Consider the following 21,633-nt stretch of genomic DNA (forward strand, 5'->3'; position numbering starts at 1 on the left):
ACATCATGGATCGGGTATGATTGCCCATCAAGGATCCGGATAGATGAGAGCAAGTCTGCCCTGTCGGTATTGATCATCAATCTGACCTTGCAAGACCCAGGCTGACCATGGATGTTATTGGAACATACCGTATTTTCAGGTTGTTCCTTTTAGCCAATGCTGTGGCTGCCTGTCTCCACTCCTGCCTTATTCCCCCCCTCTATCCTGTGCATCGCGGTTCCTGTCATACCGGTCGGTCACTTGCCCCGCCATCTCATCTGGCAGGCAGCAAGGCCGCGCCATGGTCCGCCCGCTTGCCCGCTTCTCGCACCAGCCAATCATCCGGATGTCACATCGCGCCTTATTTTACGCTTGGCTCTGACGGGGGCTGGGCTGGATAAGCGTGCGTGGTTCTCCTGTCGTCATGGTGAACCGGTTGGCGAGTCGTCATCAGGGAGGGCGCCGTCGCGCGCTCTGGGAAGCGTAGCGATTAGCTCTGGGGGACTCTCATTCCCTTGTCGAGGTAGAGGCTGCTGTAGTGGGCGCGATGGGTGACGAACATCACCTGGTGGCGACTGCCGTCGGAGAGGATGACGAAATCCCCGGCCTGGGCCGGACTTTGCAGGCTGATCTCCTGCTCGGGGGCGGTCAGCTTGTCGACCTCCTCCCGAAAGTTGAGGGTGTAAGAATACATAGGGCGCTCCACTGCAGGACCGTATACAGACACGCACCACAAGGCTAGCCGCCATCCCCCGGATCCGCGGCGCCCAAGCGGCACCTGTGCGCCATTTAATTTAACGGGTAAGCTGGGTCCGTTCAGCCGATGGGCGCAGGCCCGGTATCAGGACGTCCACTTTATTTGCATGCAAGGAGCTCTCACATGGCAATCATCCCCGAGTTGGTGCGCATCGCCGCCTTTTCCGATGGCAGGCAAGGGGGCAACCCCGCCGGTGTCTGGATAGGGCCCGCCTTGCCAGAGGCGGCCGAGATGCAGCGGATCGCCGCCGAGGTCGGATTCTCGGAAACCGCCTTCGCCGCGCCGCTGCACAGCGAGGCGCAAGACGCAGAGGTGCGGCAATGGCGGGTGCGTTACTTCTCCCCCGAGGCGGAGGTGCCGTTTTGCGGCCATGCCACCATCGCCCTCGGGGTGGCGCTGGCGCGCCGCTTCGGGGCAGGGGAGTATGAATTGAGCCTCAGTCAGACCCGGATCCGGGTCTCGGGCTGGCAGGATGAGACCGGGCAGTGGCAGGCGGCGCTGCAATCCCCGCCGACCCGCAGCAAACCGGCCCCCGCCAGTCTGGTGGCCGAGGCGCTGGCGCTGTTTGGCTACAACGCGGCCAGCCTGGATCCCCGCATCCCCCCAGCCCTCATTCATGGCGGCGCCGATCATCTGGTGCTGGCCCTGCACAGCCGGGCCGCGCTCTCGGCCATGGCATACGAGCTGGCCGAGGGGCGCACCCTGATGCGCCGCGAGGGCCTGGTCACCCTCTTGCTGGTGCACATAGCGGGGGATCGGCTGTTCCATACCCGCAATGCCTTCGCCTACGGCGGCGTCTATGAGGACTCGGCCACCGGCGCCGCCACCGCGGCCTTCGCCGGCTATCTGCGCGATCTGCACTGGCCCCACGGCGGCGCCATCGACATAGTGCAGGGGGAAGACATGGGCATGCCGTCGCGGCTGCGCGCCGAGATCCCGGCGCAATCTGGCAGCTCAATCCGGGTGTCCGGCGGGGCGCGGCTGATGCCGGCCTGAGGGGAAACGTCGCACGCAAGGAGAGGTGCACCATGACACTGTTTGAACGGGCCGAGATCCGCGCCCTGAGCAAGCGACTGCTGGGGTTGGCTGAGGGGCAGGGGATCCCGCTCACCAGCCGTGCAGGCCGGGAGTTGGATGAGTTTTTGACGGATATCGGCGGTGTGCGGCCGGTCGGACGAGGCGCCAATCGCCAGCTGACCGAGCGTGGCCGTGATTTTCTGACGACTCGCCTGCGGGAGACTCACACCGAGGACTGGTCGGGCGAAACCGTGCTGGCTTCCCTGGGAGGCCATTTGCCCAGCGCCATCAATGGCGCCACCCTGAGCGGCCTCTGGCTGCGGGACTGCAAGGCGGCCTTGACCCAGGCACACCTGACCAGAGCCAATGAGCTGGGGATCCGGGTGTGGGGGGATGAGCTGATCCGGCTGCGCTGTGAGGGCACCCTCTCCCTGCGATGGCAGAATGGCCGCCGTTACTGCGGGGATGAGAGCATGACGATGCTGGGGGAGCTGGCCTTGCCGGAGCGAAGCTTGGCCGGGTTGCAGGAGATCGAGTGGCAAGGGGCGCAGATAGTGACGGTGGAAAACAAGGGGGCGTTCGTGGATCTCCCCTTGCTGCCGGGAATGTTGCTTATCTACGTGCCCGGGCGTAACACCCGGTTGGCGAAGCAGGTGCTCCCAAGGCTGCCCTCTGCCGTACCTTGGGCCCATGCGGGGGACTTGGATCAGCGTGGCCTCGATATTGCCACTGAACTGGCCAGGGCCATCAGCCGTCCTCCAGCCCTTTGGTTGCCCACCCAGGTGACGGACTATGTTCGTCACTATGGCAAGCCTCTGACGCGCCGACTGCCGGGGGAGCAGGGCGGCAGAGGAAAGATCCCCTGGCGCCATAACCCGGTGGCATCTTGGCCCGACGCTAGGCTGGCCGAGGTGTTCACCCACCTGGCCGTCGACAAGCTATGGGTTGAACAAGAGGTGATGGTGACGGCCGGGGCTTGGCAGTCATGGCCGCTCGATGAGATGCCGGCATGAGAGCAACATAAAAAACCGCCTTCAGGGGAAGGCGGTTTGTATCAGGCAGACAAGCGGTTATTTCAGGGCTTTCTTCAACTTCTTGATCTTGCCCTCGTGCTTGGCGATCTTCGCCTGGCGGGATTCAATCTTCTTCTTGATCTCTTTCTTGGATACCTTGGCCATGTGTTGCTCTTCCTGTTTTGGGGGGCTGGGCCCCTGGATTGTCTCTCCATCGACGACTGACTGATGGCAAGGGTTACTTATCGTCCTGCTGTGAGCGAAGGTACTGGCGAATGAAGCGGCGGATCTCTCGGGAGGCCGTGCTGTCTTGCTGCTCACACAGGTCGATAAACTGGTCCCGCTCCTCGCTCGAGAGGCGGATGATCAACTGGGCGTCCTTCTTGGGCTTGCTGGCCCGTTTGCGTGGCACCTGTTCCATCGGGTTTCTCGCGTATCGCCAACGTATATACACTGTAGTGCAATTTGCTCGAAACGCAAGCAGAGAAACTGCCCGGGATCCCCAAAGGGGGATCCCGGGCAGGTAATGGGCTGGCGCCCCATGAAAAAAGCGCCCCGTGGGGCGCTTGATATGGCGAAGCCTGTCAGGCTTTTTTCAGGTAGGCGGCGACCAGCACGATTTGCACGCCGTTGACCTTGCCCTCGATATGGAGCGGGTTGTTGGTCAGGCGAATGCCCTTGACCAGGGTGCCACGCTTGGCGGTGAAGCCGCCCCCCTTGACCTCGAGATCCTTGATCAGGGTGACGGAGTCCCCCTCCACCAGCACGGCGCCGTTGGAGTCTACTGTGGGCACGCTGTCGTCATCCTCGCTGGCGCTGCCCGCCTCGGCCCACGCCTTGGTCTCCTCTTCCATGTACATCATGTCGAGCAAGTCCTGGGCCCAGACCTCTCCCTGACCGACCAGGGATTTCAGCTGGCGCCAGGCCAGCACCTGCACCGCAGGCACCTGGCTCCACATGCTGTCACCCAGGCAGCGCCAGTGGTTGACGACCATGGTCTGCGGCTGTTCCAGCTGGCCGCGGCAGGTGTCACACAGGGCGGCGCTGTGGTCATCATCCTGGGATGCGGAGTGGGGAACCGGGTAGACGGTCAGGGGCTGCTGGGCGCCGCACAGTTCACATTTGGCGTCTGCACGCGCCAGCAAGATGGCATTGATGGTCATAGCAAGGGTCCGGATTGTAGCAGGCCAGCGGGCCTGGCTGAGGATTCGAGGGGGCGGCCCATGGGCCGCCCGCCATAACAGGGGCGGGAATATAGCACAAAGTCCCTGCTGTTGTCAGGGTGAAACGAGGGGATGGGCGGCCCCCTATAGGGGGGAGATAAATGAAAAAAATAAATGAAGAGGCACTGCGAGCCGGCCGCTGCTGAGTGTGAGTTCCCTCTCTTGCTTATTTTCTGCCCGGCTGCTCGGGCGAGCAAAAAATAACGCAGCGGGCCCGGTCCTGCCGCGACCAATATATATTGGGCCGCCCAGCCTTGGCCCGGGTCTCATTGGCTTGCGTCAGCTTCTGACCCTATTTCCGGGACTGACTTTGGACCCAGAATAGGGCGAGGCAAGCGGCGACCACCCGAGGTGGGCACGCCATAATAGATGGCAACATATTGTTAATATGGGATATTTCATCCTTGCGCACACATAGGTGCCGCGTCGCTTGCCTGGGGGTGCGGGCACTGCGCATCGAGACGCCGCTTATTTCCCGTCCAGTTTTCATCCCTTTGGGATAATGCCTGTCACCGGCGCGCAACAAATGTCTGTAAATGTTAACCAGCTCGCGGCGCGAATGGAACCGAACTGGCACATTAGCGCGGTATTTGGCTCGGCCAACTACCTCATGAAAAGCCGTGCGTCATGAGAAAAGGTGCTGCCCGCCTGGCGGGTCATAAATAACATTGTTAATAACAAGGAATACTGGCTTATGTCTGGACGACATTCACTGATAGCGGCGGCCATTGGCCTGGCCCTGTCAGGGCAAACCCATGCCCAATTGCTCATCACCGAGTACCTGGAAGGATCCGGCAACAACAAGGCGGTGGAGCTGAGCAACCTGGGCACCACGGCGCTGAACCTCGCCGACTACCGACTCGCCCTCTATGCCAATGGCCGCACCCTGGCCCAGGGCCCCACCAACAGCCTGGCGCTGCAAGGCCAGCTCGCCCCGGGCGCCAGCCTGGTGCTGGCCCATCCCAGCGCCAGCGCCGACATTCTCGCCAAGGCCAATCAGACCAGTGGCAACCTCACCTTCAACGGTGACGACGGCCTGGTGCTCTACCGTGGCGATGAGGTGGCAGACAGTCTGGGCCAGATCGGGGTGGATCCCGGCGCGGCCTGGCAGTCTGGCTCGGTCAGCACCCTGGACATGACGCTGCGGCGCAAGGCCACCATCACCACGGGCCGAACTGATGCGACCGGCCCCTTCGATCCGGCGCTCGAATACCTGGCTGCCCCGAAAGATGATGCCAGCGGCCTTGGTTGCAACGGCGAGGCCCCCTGCGACGGCACGCCGCCCAGCGCCTTCGTCTGTCCGGTCGACGCCCTGATCCCCATCCCGGCCATCCAGGGGGATGGCGCCAGCAGCCCGCTGGTGCCGGCCGGCAAGTTTGAATCCGAGCAGGCCTATGCCACCCGCGGCGTGGTGACCCAGGTGGTATCCGGCCTCTACAAGGGCTTCTTCATTCAGGACGCGCAGGGGGACGGGGATCCGGCCAGCTCCGACGGCCTCTTCATCCACAGCACCCAGGCCAACGGCGCCCTGGTGCCGGGGGCCGAAGTATGCGTCTCGGGCAAGGTCAAAGAGTATTTCAACCAGACCCAGCTCAGTGCCGATCAGCTGGTGGTGACCCAGCCGGTGGGGGCCTTGCTGCCGGCGGTGGATCTGGTGCCTGTGGGAGGCGAGAGCCTGAGTCAGCTGCTGGAGCGCCACGAGGGGATGCGGGTGCGGCTGGTGCCGGAGTCCAGCCTGGTGGTGACCCGCAACTTCAGCTTCGACTACGATGGCAAGCGCAACAACCTGGTGCTGGCCTATGGCGCGCCCCTCATCAAGTCGACCCAGAAGTTTGCCGCCCTGAGCCAGGAGGCGAGCGACTGGGCCCTGCGCAACCAGCAAAACCAGCTGGTGGTGGAGACCGACGCCAAGGCGCCGGACGGCGTGCTGCCCTGGTATCCCGGCTTCAACGCCGAGGATGGCTACCTGCGTATCGGCGACAAGCTCAACGGGCTGGAGGGGGCGCTCGGCTACTCCTACAACCTGTTCCGGCTGGTGGCGGACAACCGCATCGACGCAAGCCAGATTGATCACGGCGGCTGGGACAGGGTACAGACCCCGGAGCTCGCCGAGGCGGGGGATCTGCGGGTCGCCAGTTTCAACGTGCTCAACTTCTTCACCACTGTCGTGGGCGGCGATGCCAACCCCACCGGCAGCAACAGAGGCGCCCTGACGGTGGCGGAGTTCGAGTTGCAGCGCACCAAGATAGTCAGCGCCATCACCCGCCTCAATGCGGACGTGGTGGGGCTCATGGAGATAGAAAACAACGGCTACGGCGACAACTCCGCCATCGCCAATCTGGTGGCGGCCTTGAACGCCGCCCAGCCGGACGAGGCGGATCACTACGCCTGGGTGGCTTCCCCCGATGGCCAGCCCATCGGCACCGACGCCATCACGGTGGGGCTCATCTACCGGCCCGCCCGGGTCGCCCTTGAGGGAGGGGCCGAGCTGGTGCCGCTTCCCTTGCAAATCGCCCAGACCCAAGATGGCGCGGGCAAGCCAGTGAGCATTCGCCAGGGGATGCGCGAGTCGCTGTTGCAGCGCTTCAGCTCTCCCAAGGGGGATGCGCCCCTGACCCTGGTGGTCAATCACTTCAAGTCCAAGGGATCTGCCTGCTTCGAGGATTATCCCGACTACGCCAGCGCCGATCCCCTGGATGGTCAGGGCCACTGCAACGCCCTGCGGGTCTCCGCCGCCAGGGTGCTGGGGGAGCGTCTCAAGGGGCTGAGCGGGGATCTGCTCATCATCGGCGATCTGAACGCCTATGGCATGGAGGATCCCATCCGGGTGCTGACCGACTATGATCCCGCAGCCCAGGTGCGCCAGATCCTGAGCGCCTCCTTCACCACATTGGCGGGTCAGCCCTATGAGGAGAACGGCAGCGCCCTCGGCAAGGGCTATGGCTTTGTCAACCTCAACACCCGCTTCCACGGCACCGACAGCTACTCCTACAGCTATGAAGGGGAGCTCGGCAACCTGGATCATGCCCTGGCCAGTCCCGGCCTCGCGGCCAAGGTGATCGGCATCGAGGATTGGCACATCAACTCCGCCGAGAGCAACTTCTTCGAGTACGGCAAGAAGTACAGCGGCCAGCTGGCCAAATCCGAGGGGCCCTTCAGCGCCTCGGATCACGATCCCGTGCTGATTGCCATCGACTATCCCGAGCCCCCCGCCGGGGTGTTGAGCCTGGAGCGCGCCGCCGCCAGCGTGGAGGAGGGGAGCACCCTCACCCTCACCGTCAGCCGCCGCGATGGCAGCCATGGGGAGGCGAGCGTCGGCTACCGCATCGCCTACGGCAGCGCCGATGCCAACGACGTGGCGCCGCTTGCCGGCACCCTGCACTGGACCGCGGGGCAGAGCGAGAGTCAGACCATCAGCATCCCGGTGCAGAGCGACGCCCTGCAAGAGGGGGATGAGACCTTGACCCTTGAGCTGTTCGATGCCAGCGGCGCGACCCTGGGGGAGCTGAGCCAGACCCTGATCACCATCAAGGACAAGGCGAGCCCGGCCCTCATCGCCATGGCAACCCCGACGATGGGGGTGGGTGAAGGGGCATGGTTTGCCGAGATCCCTGTGGTGCGCAGCGGCGATCTGAGCCAGCCAGCCCGCGCCCAGCTCGCCTTCAAGGGGCAGAGCGCCTACTGGGGGCTGGATTTCCTGCCCTGGCTCAGCCCCTCGGTGAGCTGGGCCGCCGGGGAGGGGGGCACCAAATCGGTCAAGGTGCTGATCATCGATGACTGGTTCGTCGAGGGCACGGAGCGCTTTACCGCTAGCCTGCGCCAGGTGCGCGGGGCGGCGGCGGGGGAGGCGCGCCAGACCCGGGTCGACATAGAGGACAACGACAAACCCTGGTGGCCCTTCGGTCGCCACTGATCCGGAGGAGAGCAGAAAAACGGGAGCCATAGTGGCTCCCGTTTTTTATTGAAGGGTAGTGAAGCGATCCGCCGTCCTTTGCATCTGGCGCAAGGCCAGCCTCAGCCCGGATGATGGTTGCCGGCGAACCGGCCCATTGTGATGGTGATTACAGCACCCATGACAGACTCAGGGTGCCAAAGTCGGTCTGCTCTCGCTGGGTGTCGAAGGTCTCGCTGAAAAAGGTGTGGGCGAACCCCAGGGTCAACTTGCCCCGCCGCAAACAGAACCCGAAGGATCCCATGGCGATGACGGGCTCGGAATCGACGGAGTGACTGCTGCGAAACAGGGTGCCATCGAGGGGCAGGTAGTGGACGACCCCGTAAGCGCCGCCCCCGCCAAAGAGCGAGAGGGACCAGACATCCCGCGGTGCTATCCCGACCGTGGAGGCGGCATTGAGCCCGGAGCGCAAGGCGGTGACCCCCAGGGCATCCACCAGATCCCAGCCGATTTCGCCATAGAGACCGACCCCGGCCCCGGTGAAATAGTTGCCGACCCCGGCGGTGGCGAGAGGCACCAGGCGCCACTCCAGATCGGCGGCCGTGTGCCCGGCCGCCGCGAGGTGGGCCAGCGTGTAGTTGAGGTTGACGATAGGTTCGTTCGGCAACTGGGTATCCCAGCCTCGGGGCTTGTCGGCCCCGATCAGGCGATGGAACTCCCGCTGGGTGTCGTCGGCCTGGGAGGCGGGGCCGACCATCCCCAGCCTGAGCTGCCAGGCGTGGCTCCAGTCCCACCTGCGGGCATAGAGGGTACTGTCGACCACCAGCACCCCTGAGTAGGGCTGGTCATCCCTGTCGGGATAAGGCTGCTCGATGTCGTCCGGGGTGTTGATCTCCTGGGCCAGGGCCCAGGAGGCGTAAGTGGTGTAGCTCTCATCGGCCACGAACGGCAGGAACGACCAGAAGCGGGTCCATTGAGCGAGGGGGCCATCGTCCTCCCGAGCGATGGCATCAGAGACCCAGGCGATCCCCACGCCATTGGTGTAGTTGTTGTCTGAGCCGGTAAAGACGTCGTTCTCCACGGTGAGGGTCAGGCTACCGTCTGTGGCCTGGCTGGCGCCGCTCAGCAGCAGAGCGGTCAACACCAGGGCAGTGCGTCCCTTGTTCACTATGCTCGCTCCTCTGCGATCCCGGCCTGGGCCTCGGGGGCCCGGGCGCTGTCGTGCCCGACCGGGGCGATCCGGAACCAGGCCGCATAGAGGGAGGGCACGAAGAAGATGGTCAGCAGGGTGGCGATGGTCAGCCCCCCCATGATGGCGATGGCCATGGGGCCCCAGAACACGCTATGGGTCAGGGGCACCATGGCAAGCACCGTGGCCGCCGCCGTCAGCATCACAGGGCGGGCCCGCATCACGGCCGCCTCCACCACGGCGCTCCAGGGATCCCGGCCACTGGCGGTCTCTATCTGGATCTGGTCGATCAGGATCACCGAGTTGCGCATGATCATGCCGCACAGGGCGATGATGCCGAGGATGGCGACAAAACCCAGGGGCGACTGGAACAGCAGCAGGGCGGCCACGACCCCTATCAATCCCAGCGGTGCGGTCAACAGCACCATGGTCATCAGGGAGAAGCTCTGCAACTGCAGCATCAGGATCAGGATCAGCAAGATGGTGATCAGCATCACTGGGGCCACGGCAACCAGCGAATCGTTGGCCTTGTCGCTCTCCTCCACCGAGCCGCCCACGTCTATCCGGTAACCGGACGGCAAGTTCCCTTCGATCTCCTTGAGCATGGGCAAGATCGCCTTGGTCACGGAGACGCCCTGGGCGCCATCGACCACATCGGCCCGCACCGTGATCGCCATGTCGCGGTTGCGCCGCCACAGCACAGGCTCTTCCTGCTCATGGCGCACGGTCGCAATCTGGGACAGGGACACCACTGTTCCCTGGGCCGTATAGAGGTTGATGTTCTCGAGGGTCTCCACATCCAGTCGCTCCGAGGGAATGGTTCGGGCGACCACGTCGATCAACTCCTCGCCATCGCGCAGCTGGGTCAGGGTTGCCCCCTGCATCAGGGACTGGGTCGCCATCGCCACCTCGGCGGGGGAGAGACCAAGTGCTCGCACCTTCTCCTGATCGAGCTGCACGCCCAGGGTGCGCACCGGATCGTTCCAGTCGAGCTGGACGTCACGGGTTTGCGGATTGCTGGCCACCACCTGTTCCACCTGGCGGGCTAGGGTGCGTACCACCTGGGTGTCGGGACCGACGATGCGAAACTGTACCGGGAAGCCCACCGGCGGGCCGAGTTCCAGACGGGTGACGCGCACCCAGGTCTGGGGGAACTGCTCGCCCGCCATGGCCATCAGGCGCGAACGCAGACGCTCGCGCGCCTCCAGATCCTTGGTCATCACCACAAACTGGGCATAACCCGGATTGGGCAGCTCTGGGGTGAGTGAGAGGGAGAAGCGCGGTGCGCCTGCCCCGGTGTAGGCGGTGAAGAAGCGCACGTCGTCGTCCTTGGCCAGCACCTGCTCCATGCGCTGGACCTGTTCGCTGGTCGCGGCGAACGAGGCGCCTTCCTTGACGCGCAGCTCGACGATAAGCTCAGGCCGCGTGCTGTCCGGAAAGAACTGCTGAGGCACCAGCTTCATGCCCAGCACGGCCAGCACCAGGGCCCCGAAGGTGACGCCGATGACCAGCCAGCGGCGCGCGATGGCCGCCTCTATCCAGCCACGCAGCCGGCGATAACCCTTGGTGTCATAGGGATCGGCCCCTTCGTGGTGATGACCCAGATTGTCCGGCAGCATCTTGACGGCAAGATAGGGTGTGAACATCCCCGAGCAGATCCAGGAGAGCACCACGGCGGCGCCGACGATCCAGAAGATGCCGCCGGCGTACTCGCCCGTGGTGGACTGGGCAAAGCCCACCGGCATGAAGGCGGCGACGGTGATCAGGGCGCCGGACAGACGGGGCATGGCGGTCGCCTGATAGGAGTAGGAGGCGGCCTTGACCTTGTCCCAGCCCGCTTCCATCTTCACGATCATCATCTCCAGGGCGATGATGGCGTCGTCCACCAGCAGGCCCAGGGCGATGATGAGCGACCCCAGGGAGATCCGCTCCAGGTTCCAGCCCATGCCCAGCATGACGATGGCGACCATGCCCAGCACCAGGGGGACCGACAGGGCGACCACCAGGCCCGGGCGCCAGCCCAGGCTCAGCAGGCTGACGATGACGACGATCACCAGGGCTTCCATCAGTGCGCGCTCGAAGTCCCAGACCGCCTCCTTGACCGTGGTGGGTTGGTCGGCGATCAGCTCAAGATCCAGGCCGTAGGGCAATTCATTCTGGATCTTGGCGACGCTCGCCTCGAGTGCCTCGCCCAGCTGGACTATGTTGCCATCGTCGGTCATCACCACCCCCAGCATCAGCACCTGCTGGCCGTTGTGGCGGATGCTGTAGGACTGGGGATCCTCATAGCCCTGATGGACTGTGGTGAAGTCGCCGAGCTTGATGACGCGCCCGCCTGCGGCAATGGGCAGGTTGCGAATGTCGTCGAGGTGACGGAACTGGCCGCTGACCCGCACATAGATACGGTCGGAGGCGGTATCGAGGGAGCCTGCCGGCAGGATGGCGTTCTGGCTCTTCAGGGCCGCCATGATCTGCGCCGGCTGGATGCCCAGCGCCGCCAGGCGTTCGTGGGAGAACTCGATGTAAATTTTTTCCGCCTGCTTGCCGAGCAGATCGATCTTGTTGACCATGGGCACCTTGAGCAGGTTGCGCTTGATGATCTCGGCCTGATCGGCGAGATCGGCGAGGCTGACCCCGTCCCCCTTGACGGCGTATATCAGGCCGTAGACGTCACCGAACTCGTCGTTGAAGATGGGCCCCACGACGCCGTCAGGCAGTTCGAGCTCGAGATCGGCGAGCTTCTTGCGCGCCTGGTACCAGGCCTCCTGCTGATCGGCCTTGGGGGTGCCCCCCTTCACGCTGATCGTCATGCCGCCGAACCCCTGACGGGAGAAGGTCACCACCTTTTCGAAGTGATCGAGCTGCTCGAACTTCTTCTCCATGCGGTTGAGCACTTCATCCTGGAGCTGCTGCGCCGTGGCGCCGGGCCAGGCCACCATGGCGGTCATGGACGGCACCGAGAAGTTGGGATCCTCCAGCTGGCCCAGCTTGCCAAAGCCCAGGGTGCCCGCCACCGTGATGAGGATGAGCAGGAACAGCACCACGGCGCGGTGGTTCAGCGCCCATTGGGTGAGGTTGAAGGCGTTCATCGGGTCACTTCCTCACTGTCAATGCGGGACTCAGAGGCGGGCAGGGCGACTTGCAGGCCCGGGGCCATCTTCTGCACCCCGGCGGTGACGATGAGGGCTCCCTCGGCGGGGCCTGAGATCAGCACCTCGTCGCTGCGATAGCCCTGGATGGCCACCTTGACCAAGTTGACGGTGCCTGTCCTCCCCTTGCCATCTTGCTGCACCGTCCATACCGCCGGTGTCCCCTGCTCCTGGGTGAGGGCAGTGGCGGGGAGGGTGGCGACCCGGGTGCCCTCATCGGTGTGCTCGGCGATCAGGGTGGCGGTCGCCCCCAGGGGCAACTGCCTCGGCTCGACCGGCTTGAGACGGGCGCGGTAGGTACGGGTCTGGGCCGAGGCCTGGGCCGACAGCTCGCGCAATTCGACGTCAAAGTAACGGTCAGGTTCGGTGGCCAGCGACGCCTTGTAGCGCGCCGCCTTGAACTCGGCCAACCGATTCTCCGGAATGTCGGCCACGACCTCGGGTTTGCCCTCGTTGGCGATGGTGATGACGGCTTGACCCGCCGCCACCACCTGGCCTGTCTCCATGCGCAGCGCCGTCACCACGCCACTGATGGGGGCACGCAGCAGGGTGTAATTGACCTGGTTGCGGGCCAGCTCGAATTGGCGAGCCTCGGCCTGCGCCGCCGCCCTGGCGGTGCGCAGGGTGCTGTGGGCCTGCTCCTCGTGGGAGGCGCTGACGGAGCCGTTCTTCTTGAGCGCCTTGAGGCGCAGCCAGTCGGCTTCGGCCTGCCAGGCGGCGGCCTTGGCCGCCGTCAGACGCTGGCGGGCGGCCTCCTCGGCGAGCAGATAATCCGCATCATCCAGGATGGCGAGCACATCGCCCTCTTTCACCACCTGGCCGACATCGACCTTGCGCTCCAGCACCTTGCCGCCAATGCGAAAGGCCTGCTCGACCTCGTAGCGGGAGGCGACCGAGGCGAAATAGCGCTGGCTGTTGCGCAGGCTGTCGTAGTGCAGCGCCATGGTGTTCACCGGCCTCAAGGCACTCGTGGAGGGGGCCGGCTCTGAGCATGCGCAGAGCAGGGTGATGAGCGTGGCGGCGCTGGCCGCGGTGACGAAGCGTTTCACGACAATTCCTCGTTGGTTGGCAGAGATGGGGCATTTCGCCGGGAGGCAGGTGGACACGGGCTCGCACGCCGCCAGGCCGGAGCAAGGATGCGGCGCACCGCCTTCTCGTCGGGCATGACGCCGGGAGAGGAGGGGCTGGAGACAGGGTCACACTCGCGTCGTCCATGGTGCGAAACAGGATGCTCAGCGTAACAAGGCTCGCCCGGCCTGGGGTCGGGAAACGGTCAGACTTTGGTCGGAAATGGGTCGGGCCCCTTTTCGTGGGCAGAGGGGCCAACGCTGGCTCATGACACGGGGGAGGCCGCCGGGGGAAGGCCCCTCAGGGCGGGGGGAGTGACAAGGCGCTATGAGGTTGGCTGGAAGAGGGCGTGCCCGGGGCTTCCCAGGGCTTGATGGCGCCTCTTGCCCCGGTGCCGGTCGGTGAACGTGGCTCGCAACCCCGGCAGTAAGATGATGGAGCATGGCGGGCTCCGGGGCTCAAAGTGGAGCTGGGGGGGCGTGTTACGGGCGGCCCCCGGGATCATCTGGCGGTTGGCCCGCTTGCGAGAAGGTGGTTTGCCTGGGCGAGGAGGGGAGTCTCCCCCGCCTCGGCGAGCCGGGTTGTCAGGGCGGCGAGGGCATCCCACTCGGCCTGGGTCGGGGTCTGGTATGCGCACAGTGTGGTCAGCGCCAGCAAGGCCAGCCAGGGGGTGCCCTGGGCCTGGGCCTCCTCGAACGCCTGACGGGCCGAGGTGGCGGCGGCCAGGGTATCGCCAGCGGCCTGTGCTATGGCGCCCTGGATCAGCAGCAGTTGCGGCAGCACGATGCGCTCACCATGGCGCTGCACCAGGGCGAGGGCCTGATCCAGTACTTCCCGTGCCTGGTGCCACTCTCGTTGCCGCATCAGGGCCTCGGCGAGGTAGCCCAGGGTCTCGCTGCCTCCGGATATCATCCCCAGCGCCCTGTTGTCCAGGTAGGCCTGCCGGATCTGGCGCGCCCCTTCGTGGGGCCTGCCCCACTGGGTGTCAGCCCATCCCTGGAACCAGCGACAGGGCGCCTGGCCCTGGGCGAGGGCAAACTCATCGACCAGGGTACGCATCTCGCCGGCCAGGGTCGCCACCCGCGCCACCTCGCCGCACCGGATCCCGCACAGGGCATCGAACCAGAGGGTGATCATCAGCGCCATCGGCTGGGCGATCTGGTGGGCGCGGGCATAGGCCTGTTGCAGGCGCCCCCGGGCCTGGGCAAACAGGCCAAGCTGGGCGAGGGGGAGGCTCAGCAAGGCCAGTACCGTCACCTGGGGATCGGCGATAAAGCCGATGAAGCTGTGCTCGGCCCCCGCCTGTGCCTGCTCGAGCAGCGGCAGGGCCTGCTCCAGGGTCTCCCTGGCCGCGCCATGGTGACCCTGCATCATGAGCGCCTGGCCCTGCACGGTACAGGCAGCCAGGATCAGCAGGGGATCCGCCTGGGCGCTGGCGAGGGTCCGCGCGCGCGCGGCGACGGCCAGGGCCTCCGGGTATTCGGCGCGCAGGGCATGGAGGAAACCCAGACCATGGAGCGCCAGGCCGGCCATGGGGTGAGCGGGCACCTCGGCCAGCCGGTCGGCGGCCCTTTGGTAGGCATGGCGGGCCTCTTCCCCGGCACCCTGGGTGTGGAAGGCGGCCGCGCCGCGCAGGGTGGCCAGGGTGATCTCCAGGCCGTGGCGCGACGGACTCTCGGGGAGCTGCTCGATCAGGGTCAACCCCCGGGCGGTCAGGCTCATGCACTCGGCGGGGCAAAGATGAAGCAGGGCAGCCTCGGCGGCCTCGGCATAATAGCCAAGGGCCTTCATGGGGGCGTGGCCTCGGTCGAAATGCATGGCCAGCTCGGCGGCGGTCACCTCCTGGCCTGCGGCCCGCAGCACCTCCAGGATGCTCCCTGTCTTGCCGTGCAGCGCCCCGCGCAGGGGGGATGAGAGGCCATCATAGAGGCGCTGGCGAAACAGCTGATGGCGAAACTGGACGCAGCGGTTGGGTCCCTCGGTCGATGCCTCCGGGGCTGGCACCATCAACCAGAGTCGCTCCCGGATCAGCGCCTCGCACTGCTGCGCCATCTCCATCAGGCTGCACTCCAGCACCCGCGCCAGGGTGTCGACATGGACCCTCATGCCCAGCACGGCGGCGGCGGCGAGCAGCCGGCGCCGCGGCTCGGGGAGTCTGGCCACATGGTGATCGATCAGGGCACTGAGGCTCTCGGGCAGCGCCCGGCGAACCAGACGCGCGGGCTCGGTGTCGTCCCCATGGGCCGTCCGGCTCATCACCTCGCTGGCGAGGGCGGCGACGAACAGCGGGACGCCGCCGGTTCGCTCATGGAGGGCGAGGGCAAGCCCGGGGGCGCCGTTCATGGCCGGCATCCGCTCGCTCACATAGGTCGCCACCTCCTGCTCGCTGAAGGGGGCCAGGCCTATCTCCTCACCCAGGCCCTGCCCGCGCAGCGCCTGCCTGAGCCCATGGAGTGGATGGTCGGGGACAATGGGCTCATCAGGCCGGACACTGCCCAGCCACATCAGACGGCTGGGGCTGCGTCGGCGGGCGAGGTAGTCGATGAGCTGCAGGGTCGAGGGATCGCCCCAGTGCAGATCTTCGGTGATCAGCAGCAGGGGTCGCTGTGCTGTGTAGCAGTCCAGAAACTCGCTCATCTCCCGCAACATGCGCTGGGGATGGGCGCCGACCAGCTCATGCAGCAGGGTCTCGCGCTGCGCCGGCGAGCAGAGCCAGGGCAGTTGCAGGAGCCAGGTCGGGGCCACACTGCGCAGCAGGGAGACCGCCTCTTCATCACGACGGCACAGCTCGGCGATGGCCTCCAGCACCGGCAGATAGGGTTCACCCGCCCCATGCAGTTGCACGCATTGCCCCCGTATCCAGAGGGTATCGGGGAAACCGGCACAAAAACGCGCGATCAGGGTCGACTTGCCGATCCCGGGTTCACCCGCGACCCAGACGATGGCGCGCAGGCCTTGGCCCGCCCGCTGCCAGGCGTCTTGCAAGCGCGCCAGCGCCTGCTCTCGCCCGACGAAGATCCCCGAAGAGGGCGTTTGTTGCGGCATCGCAAGCGAAGTGATGACAGGTGTAACGGGGGTGCAAGCGGCCTCCTGAGGGCGCAGCGGGCAGATGAAGCGATAACCGCGGCGGGAGACGGTCTCTATGAAGCTCGGCTGGCGGGGATCGTCTCCCAGCAGGGTGCGGATATCGCTGATGGCTCCCTTGAGGACGGAGGCGCTCACGAAACGATGGCCCCACACCCGATCGAGCAGCTCATCCTTGGTCAGCAGCACGCCAGGCTCGCGGATCAGGGTACACAGCAGGCAAAACGGGATGGGGGAGAGGGGAACGGCGTGGCCATGGTGCAGCAGCCGCGCATTGCGTTCATCCAGTTCGAAGTCGCCAAAGCAGACATGCAATGGAGGCGATGTACTTGATATCTTTGACATATTCAAACCGTTATGGCCCAGGCTGGCAATCGGAAACATCTTAGTCAGCCCACTGTGGTGGTCAAGAGAAAACGCAAGCAGGCTGAGTATAGGGGGAAAAGGGCGGCTCAACCGGGGGAAAGGGGATCTTATGAGGCCTATTTGATTGAATTATAGGGGGTTTTCCACATGGATCTTCCCATGGACGGCAGCCCGGGTCCTCCTGCTGCGCCATGAAAAAGGCCCACCGCGTCGGGTGGGCCTCCTCCATGGCAGGGCGCTTCGAGCTGAGCATCAACCCGGCGCGTCGTCAACGACCAGCTTGCCATCCTCGACCGGTATGGTCTTGCCGGGGGCTTGTTTCATGCGGATCACCCCTTCCTGACCGGCGAGGCGGTAGCTGACGTCATAGCCCAGGGTGCGGGTGCTGCTCTCCTGCACCGTCTTGCAGCGCTGCTCGGTGGTGGTGTAGGTATCCCCCGCCTGCATGTTGCCCTGCACCTGATTGCCGGTGTAACCCCCCGCCACGGCGCCGGCGGCGGTCGCCACCTTCTTGCCGCTGCCACCGCCGAACTGGTGGCCGACCACGCCGCCGAGGGCCGCACCGACCACTGTGCCCAGGATCTTGTGTTCATCCTGCACCGGCTTGCGGTGGGTGACGGTGACGTTGCGGCACTCCTGGCGCGGCGTCTTGATGGTCTCGGTCACCGGGGTGCTGGCCAGCACCTCGGCAAACTGGGGCTCTGATGAAAACAGGGATCCGCTGGCGGCGGCCGACAATGCCAGTGCAGAGGCCACACCGATCCCGATACCTGCCAACATGGATGTGTTCATCTCTTCTCTCCTTACAGTGATTGCCCTTGGGGCCTGGGCTCATTCTTGGCATTTTTGTCCCTAGGCTCAAGGCAATGGCCCTTCGGGTGCGACAGAGGCTGGCTGCGCCAAAAACGGCCCCGGCAAGGGAGCGTCTGTGATTGGCGACAAAAGATGATTGATGGCGTCGCGAGAGTCTGGGGCAGAGGCCGCCCCCTTACGACGTTTCGCTAATACCTGGGCGTGTGCCCCCTTGGTACCCTCAACCGGGATGGGGATCGCCGCCTGCAACATGCCCGGGGCGCCGCGATCCGCGAGATGCCCCCGTTTTGTGTCCCTGTGAGGAAGGATCCGATGACAGAGCAGAACATGTACGACTCAGGACTTGGCAAGACCCCCGCCAATTTCGAGGCCCTTACCCCCTTGCGTTTCCTGGCCCGGGCGGCCCGGGTCTATCCCGACTATCCGGCGCTGATCCACGGCCCCCTGCGTCAGAGCTGGGCCCAGACCGAGGTGCGCTGCCGCCAGCTGGCCTCGGCCCTGCGCCGGCACGGCATCGGCGAGGGGGACACCGTCTCCATCGTCGCCCCCAATGTCCCGGCCATGTTCGAGGCCCACTTCGGGGTGCCCATGAGCGGCGCCGTGCTCAACACCCGGCTGGATGCAGAGTCCATGGCCTTCATCTTCCAGCATGCCCAGAGCAGGGTGGTGCTGGTGGACAGGGAGTTCGGCGCCCTGGTGCGCAAGGCGCTCTCTCTCATTGACTGCCAGCCCCTGGTGATCGCCATCGACGATCCCCTCTATGGGGAGGGGGAGCTCATCAGCGAGCTGAGTTACGAGGCCTTCATCGCCACGGGGGATGGCGACGAGCCGGGCTGGCTGCCAGCGGACGAGTGGCAGGCGATTTCCCTGAACTACACCTCCGGCACCACGGGCAACCCCAAGGGGGTGGTCTACCACCATCGCGGTGCCCACCTCAATGCGGTCAACAATGTGCTCTCCTGGGAGCTGCCCAAGCACCCCGTCTATCTGTGGACCCTGCCGATGTTTCACTGCAACGGCTGGTGCTTCCCCTGGACCCTGGCGGCCACCGCCGGGGTGAGCGTCTGCCTGCGCCATGTGCAGGCGGCGGCCATCTACGGGGCGCTGCGCGAACACAAGGTGAGCCATTTTTGCGCTGCCCCCATCGTCCTCAACATGCTGAACAACGCCGATCCGGCCCTGAAACTGGGGCTCGACCACCCCGTCAAGGCGATGACGGCGGGGGCGGCGCCACCCGCCACCGTGATCGCTGGCATGGAGGCCATGGGGATCGCCGTGACCCATGTCTATGGCCTCACCGAGACCTATGGCCCCTGCGTGGTGTGCGAGCCCCAGCGCAGCTGGCAGGGGCAGGATGCCACTGCGCTGTCCCGGCTCAAGGCGCGCCAGGGTGTGGCCTCTCCATTGCAGGGAGAAATGCGGGTAGCCAACCCCGTCAGCGGCGAGCCGGTCCCCATGGATGGCAAGACCCTGGGGGAGATCTTCCTGCGCGGCAACATCGTCATGAAGGGCTACCTCAAGAACCCGGCGGCGAGCGAAGAGGCGATGGCGGAGGGCTGGTTTCGAAGCGGGGATCTGGCGGTCTGGCACCCTGATGGCTATGTGGAGATCAAGGACAGATCCAAGGACATCATCATCTCCGGCGGGGAGAACATCTCCAGCCTGGAGGTGGAGGACGTGCTCTATCGCCACCCGGACGTGGAGGAGGCGGCGGTGATCGCCATGGCGGACGAGAAGTGGGGGGAGGTGCCCTGCGCCTTCGTCAAGCTCAAGGAGGGACGGGAGCTCAGCCAGGCCGAACTCATCGCGTTTTGCCGCGAGCAGATGGCCCACTTCAAGGCCCCCAAGCGCATCATCTTCACCCCTCTGCCCAAGACCTCCACCGGCAAGGTGCAAAAATTCATGCTGCGCCAGCAGCTGGCGTGACGCTGAGGGGTTGTCATCCCAAGACGGGCCGCAGCCCGTCTTTTTATGTCAAGGAAGGTTTATGTCAAGGAAGGTTGATGTCAAGGAAGGCGCCCGTGCGCCTTGCCGCGAGACGAGCCTGGCCCACCGGGGAGCTGGGCGCCATGGGGCCAGGGTTGTCAGCCCAGGCTTACCCCTTCAGCCGCTTGCCGATCGCTTCCCCGACCCCTTCGATGAAGTGGTAAAGTCCGCCCGCTTCACTGGCCTTGGTGTACTCAGAGAGCGGCTCTATCATGCCGCTCTTGAACTTGTCGAGCGCCTCTGTCTCGTTGGCTGCGTCGATATAGTCCCCCACCACCTCGAAGCCCTGGGCGAGCAGCTGCTCTTTTTCCGACAGGAATGAGGGGGAAGACATCGGCAGGAAGGTGACGGTAACGGGATCTTGTCCCTGACGGAAGAACTGATATTTGCTCATACGCCCTCTGGCTCTGGTTGGCTCGACGACATTGTCCGCGCCGGTCTGGGCTCTGGATAGGCCCCATATGCGGCGTCAAATGGAGTCGATTGTTCAGCCTGGCTTCAGGCAAGCGGGCGTTGACTCCTCTTGAGCAGGCAGATCCAGCTGCGAGGCGGCTACCGCTTGCCAAACAGCCGGGGGGCATGAAGCAGCAGATACGCCAGGGTACCGCGGGCGGCGGGGGCTCCGTAGGGGAGGCTGGGGTTGATCAGGTAGTCTTGATAGGTGTGGGCCGCCGTCCGGGCATCGGGAGCCAGTATGGGCTCCCCCATCACCTCCAGGCCCTGGGCCAGCAGGGTCTGCTTTTCTGTGAAAAAATCGGCGCCAGCCATGTCCAGCAAGGTGAAGGCGTCGGGCGCCGCTAGGGTGGCAAAAACCTGATACTTGTTCATGGCATCTCGGTTGCGGTGGCTGGGGACGGCCGCCATTGTCGCCCCAGGCTCACGGGAGCGCGACTCCCTGTTCAGGGGGGCGGCAATCAAACTGCGCATGCCATCGACCCCTGTCCCGTTTACCATGGGCCATGTCCTGGCATCCCGGGAGGGGAGAGTGCGAAAATCGGATCGACTGTTTCAATTGACCAACCTGCTGCGGGCCCATCAGCCCCTGACCGCCCGCGAGCTGGCGGCGCGCCTGTGCGTCTCCGAGCGCACCATCTACCGCTATATGGACGATCTCTCCTTGGCCGGCATCCCGGTTTACGGTGAGGCCGGACTGGGCTATCGGCTGAGTGAGGGGTTCGAGATGGCCCCATTGCAGCTGAGCGCGGCCGAGCTGGAGGCCCTCATCACAGGGGTGAATCTGGTGGCCGTGCTGACCGGCAAGGGGATGGCGGATCCGGCCCGGGCCCTGCTCGCCAAGATAGAGGCGGCCCTGCCGGTTCGCGGCGGGGACGGGCCGCCCCCCGTGGTGCGGGTGCCCGACTATCGTACGGCGCATCCGGTATACGCCCGCTGGGACAGCTTGCACGAGGCCATCAGGGCGGGGCGTTGGCTCGAGATGAGCTATCAGGATGGCGCGGGCAGACAGACCCGGCGCCGCCTCTATCCCCTGGGACTCTTCTACTGGGGAGGGCGCTGGACGCTCGGCGCCTGGTGCGCGCTGCGCCGGGACTACCGGGATTTCAGGGTGGATCGCATCGAGAGCCTGGCGCCGTGCCGTCAGGGGGAAGGGGCGCCACCTGGCGTGACCCTGGCGCACTATCTCGCGCAGCGACGGGCCGAGGCGGAGCCGGAAAAAGGGGCCGGGCACTGACACAAGGCTGTCAGTAGCCCTTCGTTATGCTGGCTTCTCCAGACCATTCATAACGGAGAAGACGAGATGATCATCAATGGCGACATGCAAGGGGCAGGGGGCGTCGAGTTTGCCACCTTCAGGCTCAGGGAAGGGGTGACGGAGGAAGATTTGCTCGCCCTGTCACGGCGGGTCGAGTCCGAGTTTCTTGTCCAGCAATCCGGGCTCATCCTGCACTGCCTGCTGCGGGGCGCCGACGGCCTCTATGCCGATGTGGTGATGGCCCCCAGCCAGTCGCTGGTCGAAGCCTATTGCCAGCAGTGGCTGCACAACGAGGTGGCGGGGGAGTACCTGACCCTGCTTGACCATCACTCGGTCAACATGAGCTTCTGGACCCGCATCGGTTGATGGCGGCGTGCTGCCAGTCG

Annotated in this window: 16 protein-coding genes; 6 read left to right on the forward strand and 10 right to left on the reverse strand. The window is 65.2% G+C overall.

Annotated features, from left to right (window positions below; genetic code table 11):
• Positions 1–469 precede the first annotated feature (469 nt).
• Complete coding sequence (locus ACW5W4_RS00370; RefSeq protein WP_427263006.1) at positions 470–673, reverse strand: hypothetical protein; 204 nt, start codon at positions 671–673, stop codon at positions 470–472.
• A gap of 186 nt (positions 674–859) precedes the next feature.
• Here ACW5W4_RS00370 and ACW5W4_RS00375 point away from each other — a divergent pair, with 186 nt between their 5' ends.
• Both ACW5W4_RS00375 and ACW5W4_RS00380 read left to right on the forward strand, forming a co-directional pair.
• Entirely contained in the window at positions 860–1,732 is an 873-nt protein-coding gene (locus tag ACW5W4_RS00375; protein WP_456688014.1) for a PhzF family phenazine biosynthesis protein, read from the forward strand.
• 32 nt (positions 1,733–1,764) lie between these two features.
• Positions 1,765–2,766 carry a Wadjet anti-phage system protein JetD domain-containing protein gene (locus ACW5W4_RS00380; protein ID WP_456688015.1) on the forward strand — a complete coding sequence of 334 codons (1,002 nt, stop codon included), beginning with the start codon at positions 1,765–1,767 and terminating at the stop codon, positions 2,764–2,766.
• A 238-nt stretch (positions 2,767–3,004) separates the two neighbouring features.
• On the opposite strand, the gene ACW5W4_RS00385 is transcribed toward ACW5W4_RS00380, so the two are convergent.
• Positions 3,005–3,187 (reverse strand): hypothetical protein, encoded by a 183-nt coding sequence (locus ACW5W4_RS00385; RefSeq protein WP_041997058.1) that lies wholly within the window; start codon positions 3,185–3,187, stop codon positions 3,005–3,007.
• Between the two features lie 163 nt (positions 3,188–3,350).
• Positions 3,351–3,929 (reverse strand): PhnA domain-containing protein, encoded by a 579-nt coding sequence (locus ACW5W4_RS00390; RefSeq protein WP_456688016.1) that lies wholly within the window; start codon positions 3,927–3,929, stop codon positions 3,351–3,353.
• Positions 3,930–4,683: 754 nt separating this feature from the next.
• On the opposite strand from ACW5W4_RS00390, the gene ACW5W4_RS00395 reads away from it, so the two are divergent.
• Positions 4,684–7,902 carry an ExeM/NucH family extracellular endonuclease gene (locus ACW5W4_RS00395; RefSeq protein ID WP_456688017.1) on the forward strand — a complete coding sequence of 1,073 codons (3,219 nt, stop codon included), beginning with the start codon at positions 4,684–4,686 and terminating at the stop codon, positions 7,900–7,902.
• 148 nt (positions 7,903–8,050) lie between these two features.
• Here the strand turns inward: ACW5W4_RS00395 and ACW5W4_RS00400 are convergent, their stop codons facing one another.
• The 5 genes from ACW5W4_RS00400 to ACW5W4_RS00420 form a co-directional block, all read right to left on the reverse strand.
• The gene (locus tag ACW5W4_RS00400) at positions 8,051–9,049 is read right to left on the reverse strand and encodes a lipid A deacylase LpxR family protein (protein WP_456688018.1); all 999 of its coding nucleotides are present in this window, start codon (positions 9,047–9,049) and stop codon (positions 8,051–8,053) included.
• The gene (locus ACW5W4_RS00405) at positions 9,049–12,159 is read right to left on the reverse strand and encodes an efflux RND transporter permease subunit (RefSeq protein WP_456688019.1); all 3,111 of its coding nucleotides are present in this window, start codon (positions 12,157–12,159) and stop codon (positions 9,049–9,051) included. The genes ACW5W4_RS00400 and ACW5W4_RS00405 overlap by 1 nt, the downstream gene beginning before the upstream one ends.
• A complete protein-coding gene (locus ACW5W4_RS00410; RefSeq protein WP_456688020.1) occupies positions 12,156–13,268 on the reverse strand; it encodes an efflux RND transporter periplasmic adaptor subunit in 1,113 nt (370 codons plus the stop codon). The genes ACW5W4_RS00405 and ACW5W4_RS00410 overlap by 4 nt, the downstream gene beginning before the upstream one ends.
• Before the next feature lie 520 nt (positions 13,269–13,788).
• Entirely contained in the window at positions 13,789–16,716 is a 2,928-nt protein-coding gene (locus tag ACW5W4_RS00415) for an AAA family ATPase (RefSeq protein WP_456688021.1), read from the reverse strand.
• A gap of 273 nt (positions 16,717–16,989) precedes the next feature.
• Positions 16,990–17,529 carry a glycine zipper 2TM domain-containing protein gene (locus tag ACW5W4_RS00420; protein WP_456688022.1) on the reverse strand — a complete coding sequence of 180 codons (540 nt, stop codon included), beginning with the start codon at positions 17,527–17,529 and terminating at the stop codon, positions 16,990–16,992.
• Positions 17,530–17,862: 333 nt separating this feature from the next.
• On the opposite strand from ACW5W4_RS00420, the gene ACW5W4_RS00425 reads away from it, so the two are divergent.
• The gene (locus ACW5W4_RS00425; protein ID WP_456688023.1) at positions 17,863–19,476 is read left to right on the forward strand and encodes an acyl-CoA synthetase; all 1,614 of its coding nucleotides are present in this window, start codon (positions 17,863–17,865) and stop codon (positions 19,474–19,476) included.
• 169 nt (positions 19,477–19,645) lie between these two features.
• On the opposite strand, the gene ACW5W4_RS00430 is transcribed toward ACW5W4_RS00425, so the two are convergent.
• Together ACW5W4_RS00430 and ACW5W4_RS00435 are read right to left on the reverse strand one after the other, a co-directional pair.
• Positions 19,646–19,930, reverse strand: coding sequence for a hypothetical protein (locus tag ACW5W4_RS00430; RefSeq protein ID WP_427263016.1), 285 nt, complete (start codon positions 19,928–19,930; stop codon positions 19,646–19,648).
• A gap of 158 nt (positions 19,931–20,088) precedes the next feature.
• On the reverse strand, positions 20,089–20,364 hold the full coding sequence (locus tag ACW5W4_RS00435; RefSeq protein WP_111872656.1) for a hypothetical protein: 276 nt from the start codon (positions 20,362–20,364) through the stop codon (positions 20,089–20,091).
• Positions 20,365–20,548: 184 nt separating this feature from the next.
• Between ACW5W4_RS00435 and ACW5W4_RS00440 the strand changes: the two genes are divergently transcribed.
• Both ACW5W4_RS00440 and ACW5W4_RS00445 read left to right on the forward strand, forming a co-directional pair.
• Complete coding sequence (locus ACW5W4_RS00440; RefSeq protein WP_456688174.1) at positions 20,549–21,226, forward strand: helix-turn-helix transcriptional regulator; 678 nt, start codon at positions 20,549–20,551, stop codon at positions 21,224–21,226.
• 66 nt (positions 21,227–21,292) lie between these two features.
• On the forward strand, positions 21,293–21,613 hold the full coding sequence (locus ACW5W4_RS00445) for a hypothetical protein (RefSeq protein WP_456688024.1): 321 nt from the start codon (positions 21,293–21,295) through the stop codon (positions 21,611–21,613).
• Positions 21,614–21,633: the final 20 nt, after the last annotated feature.

The organism is Aeromonas crassostreae (assembly GCF_054052445.1).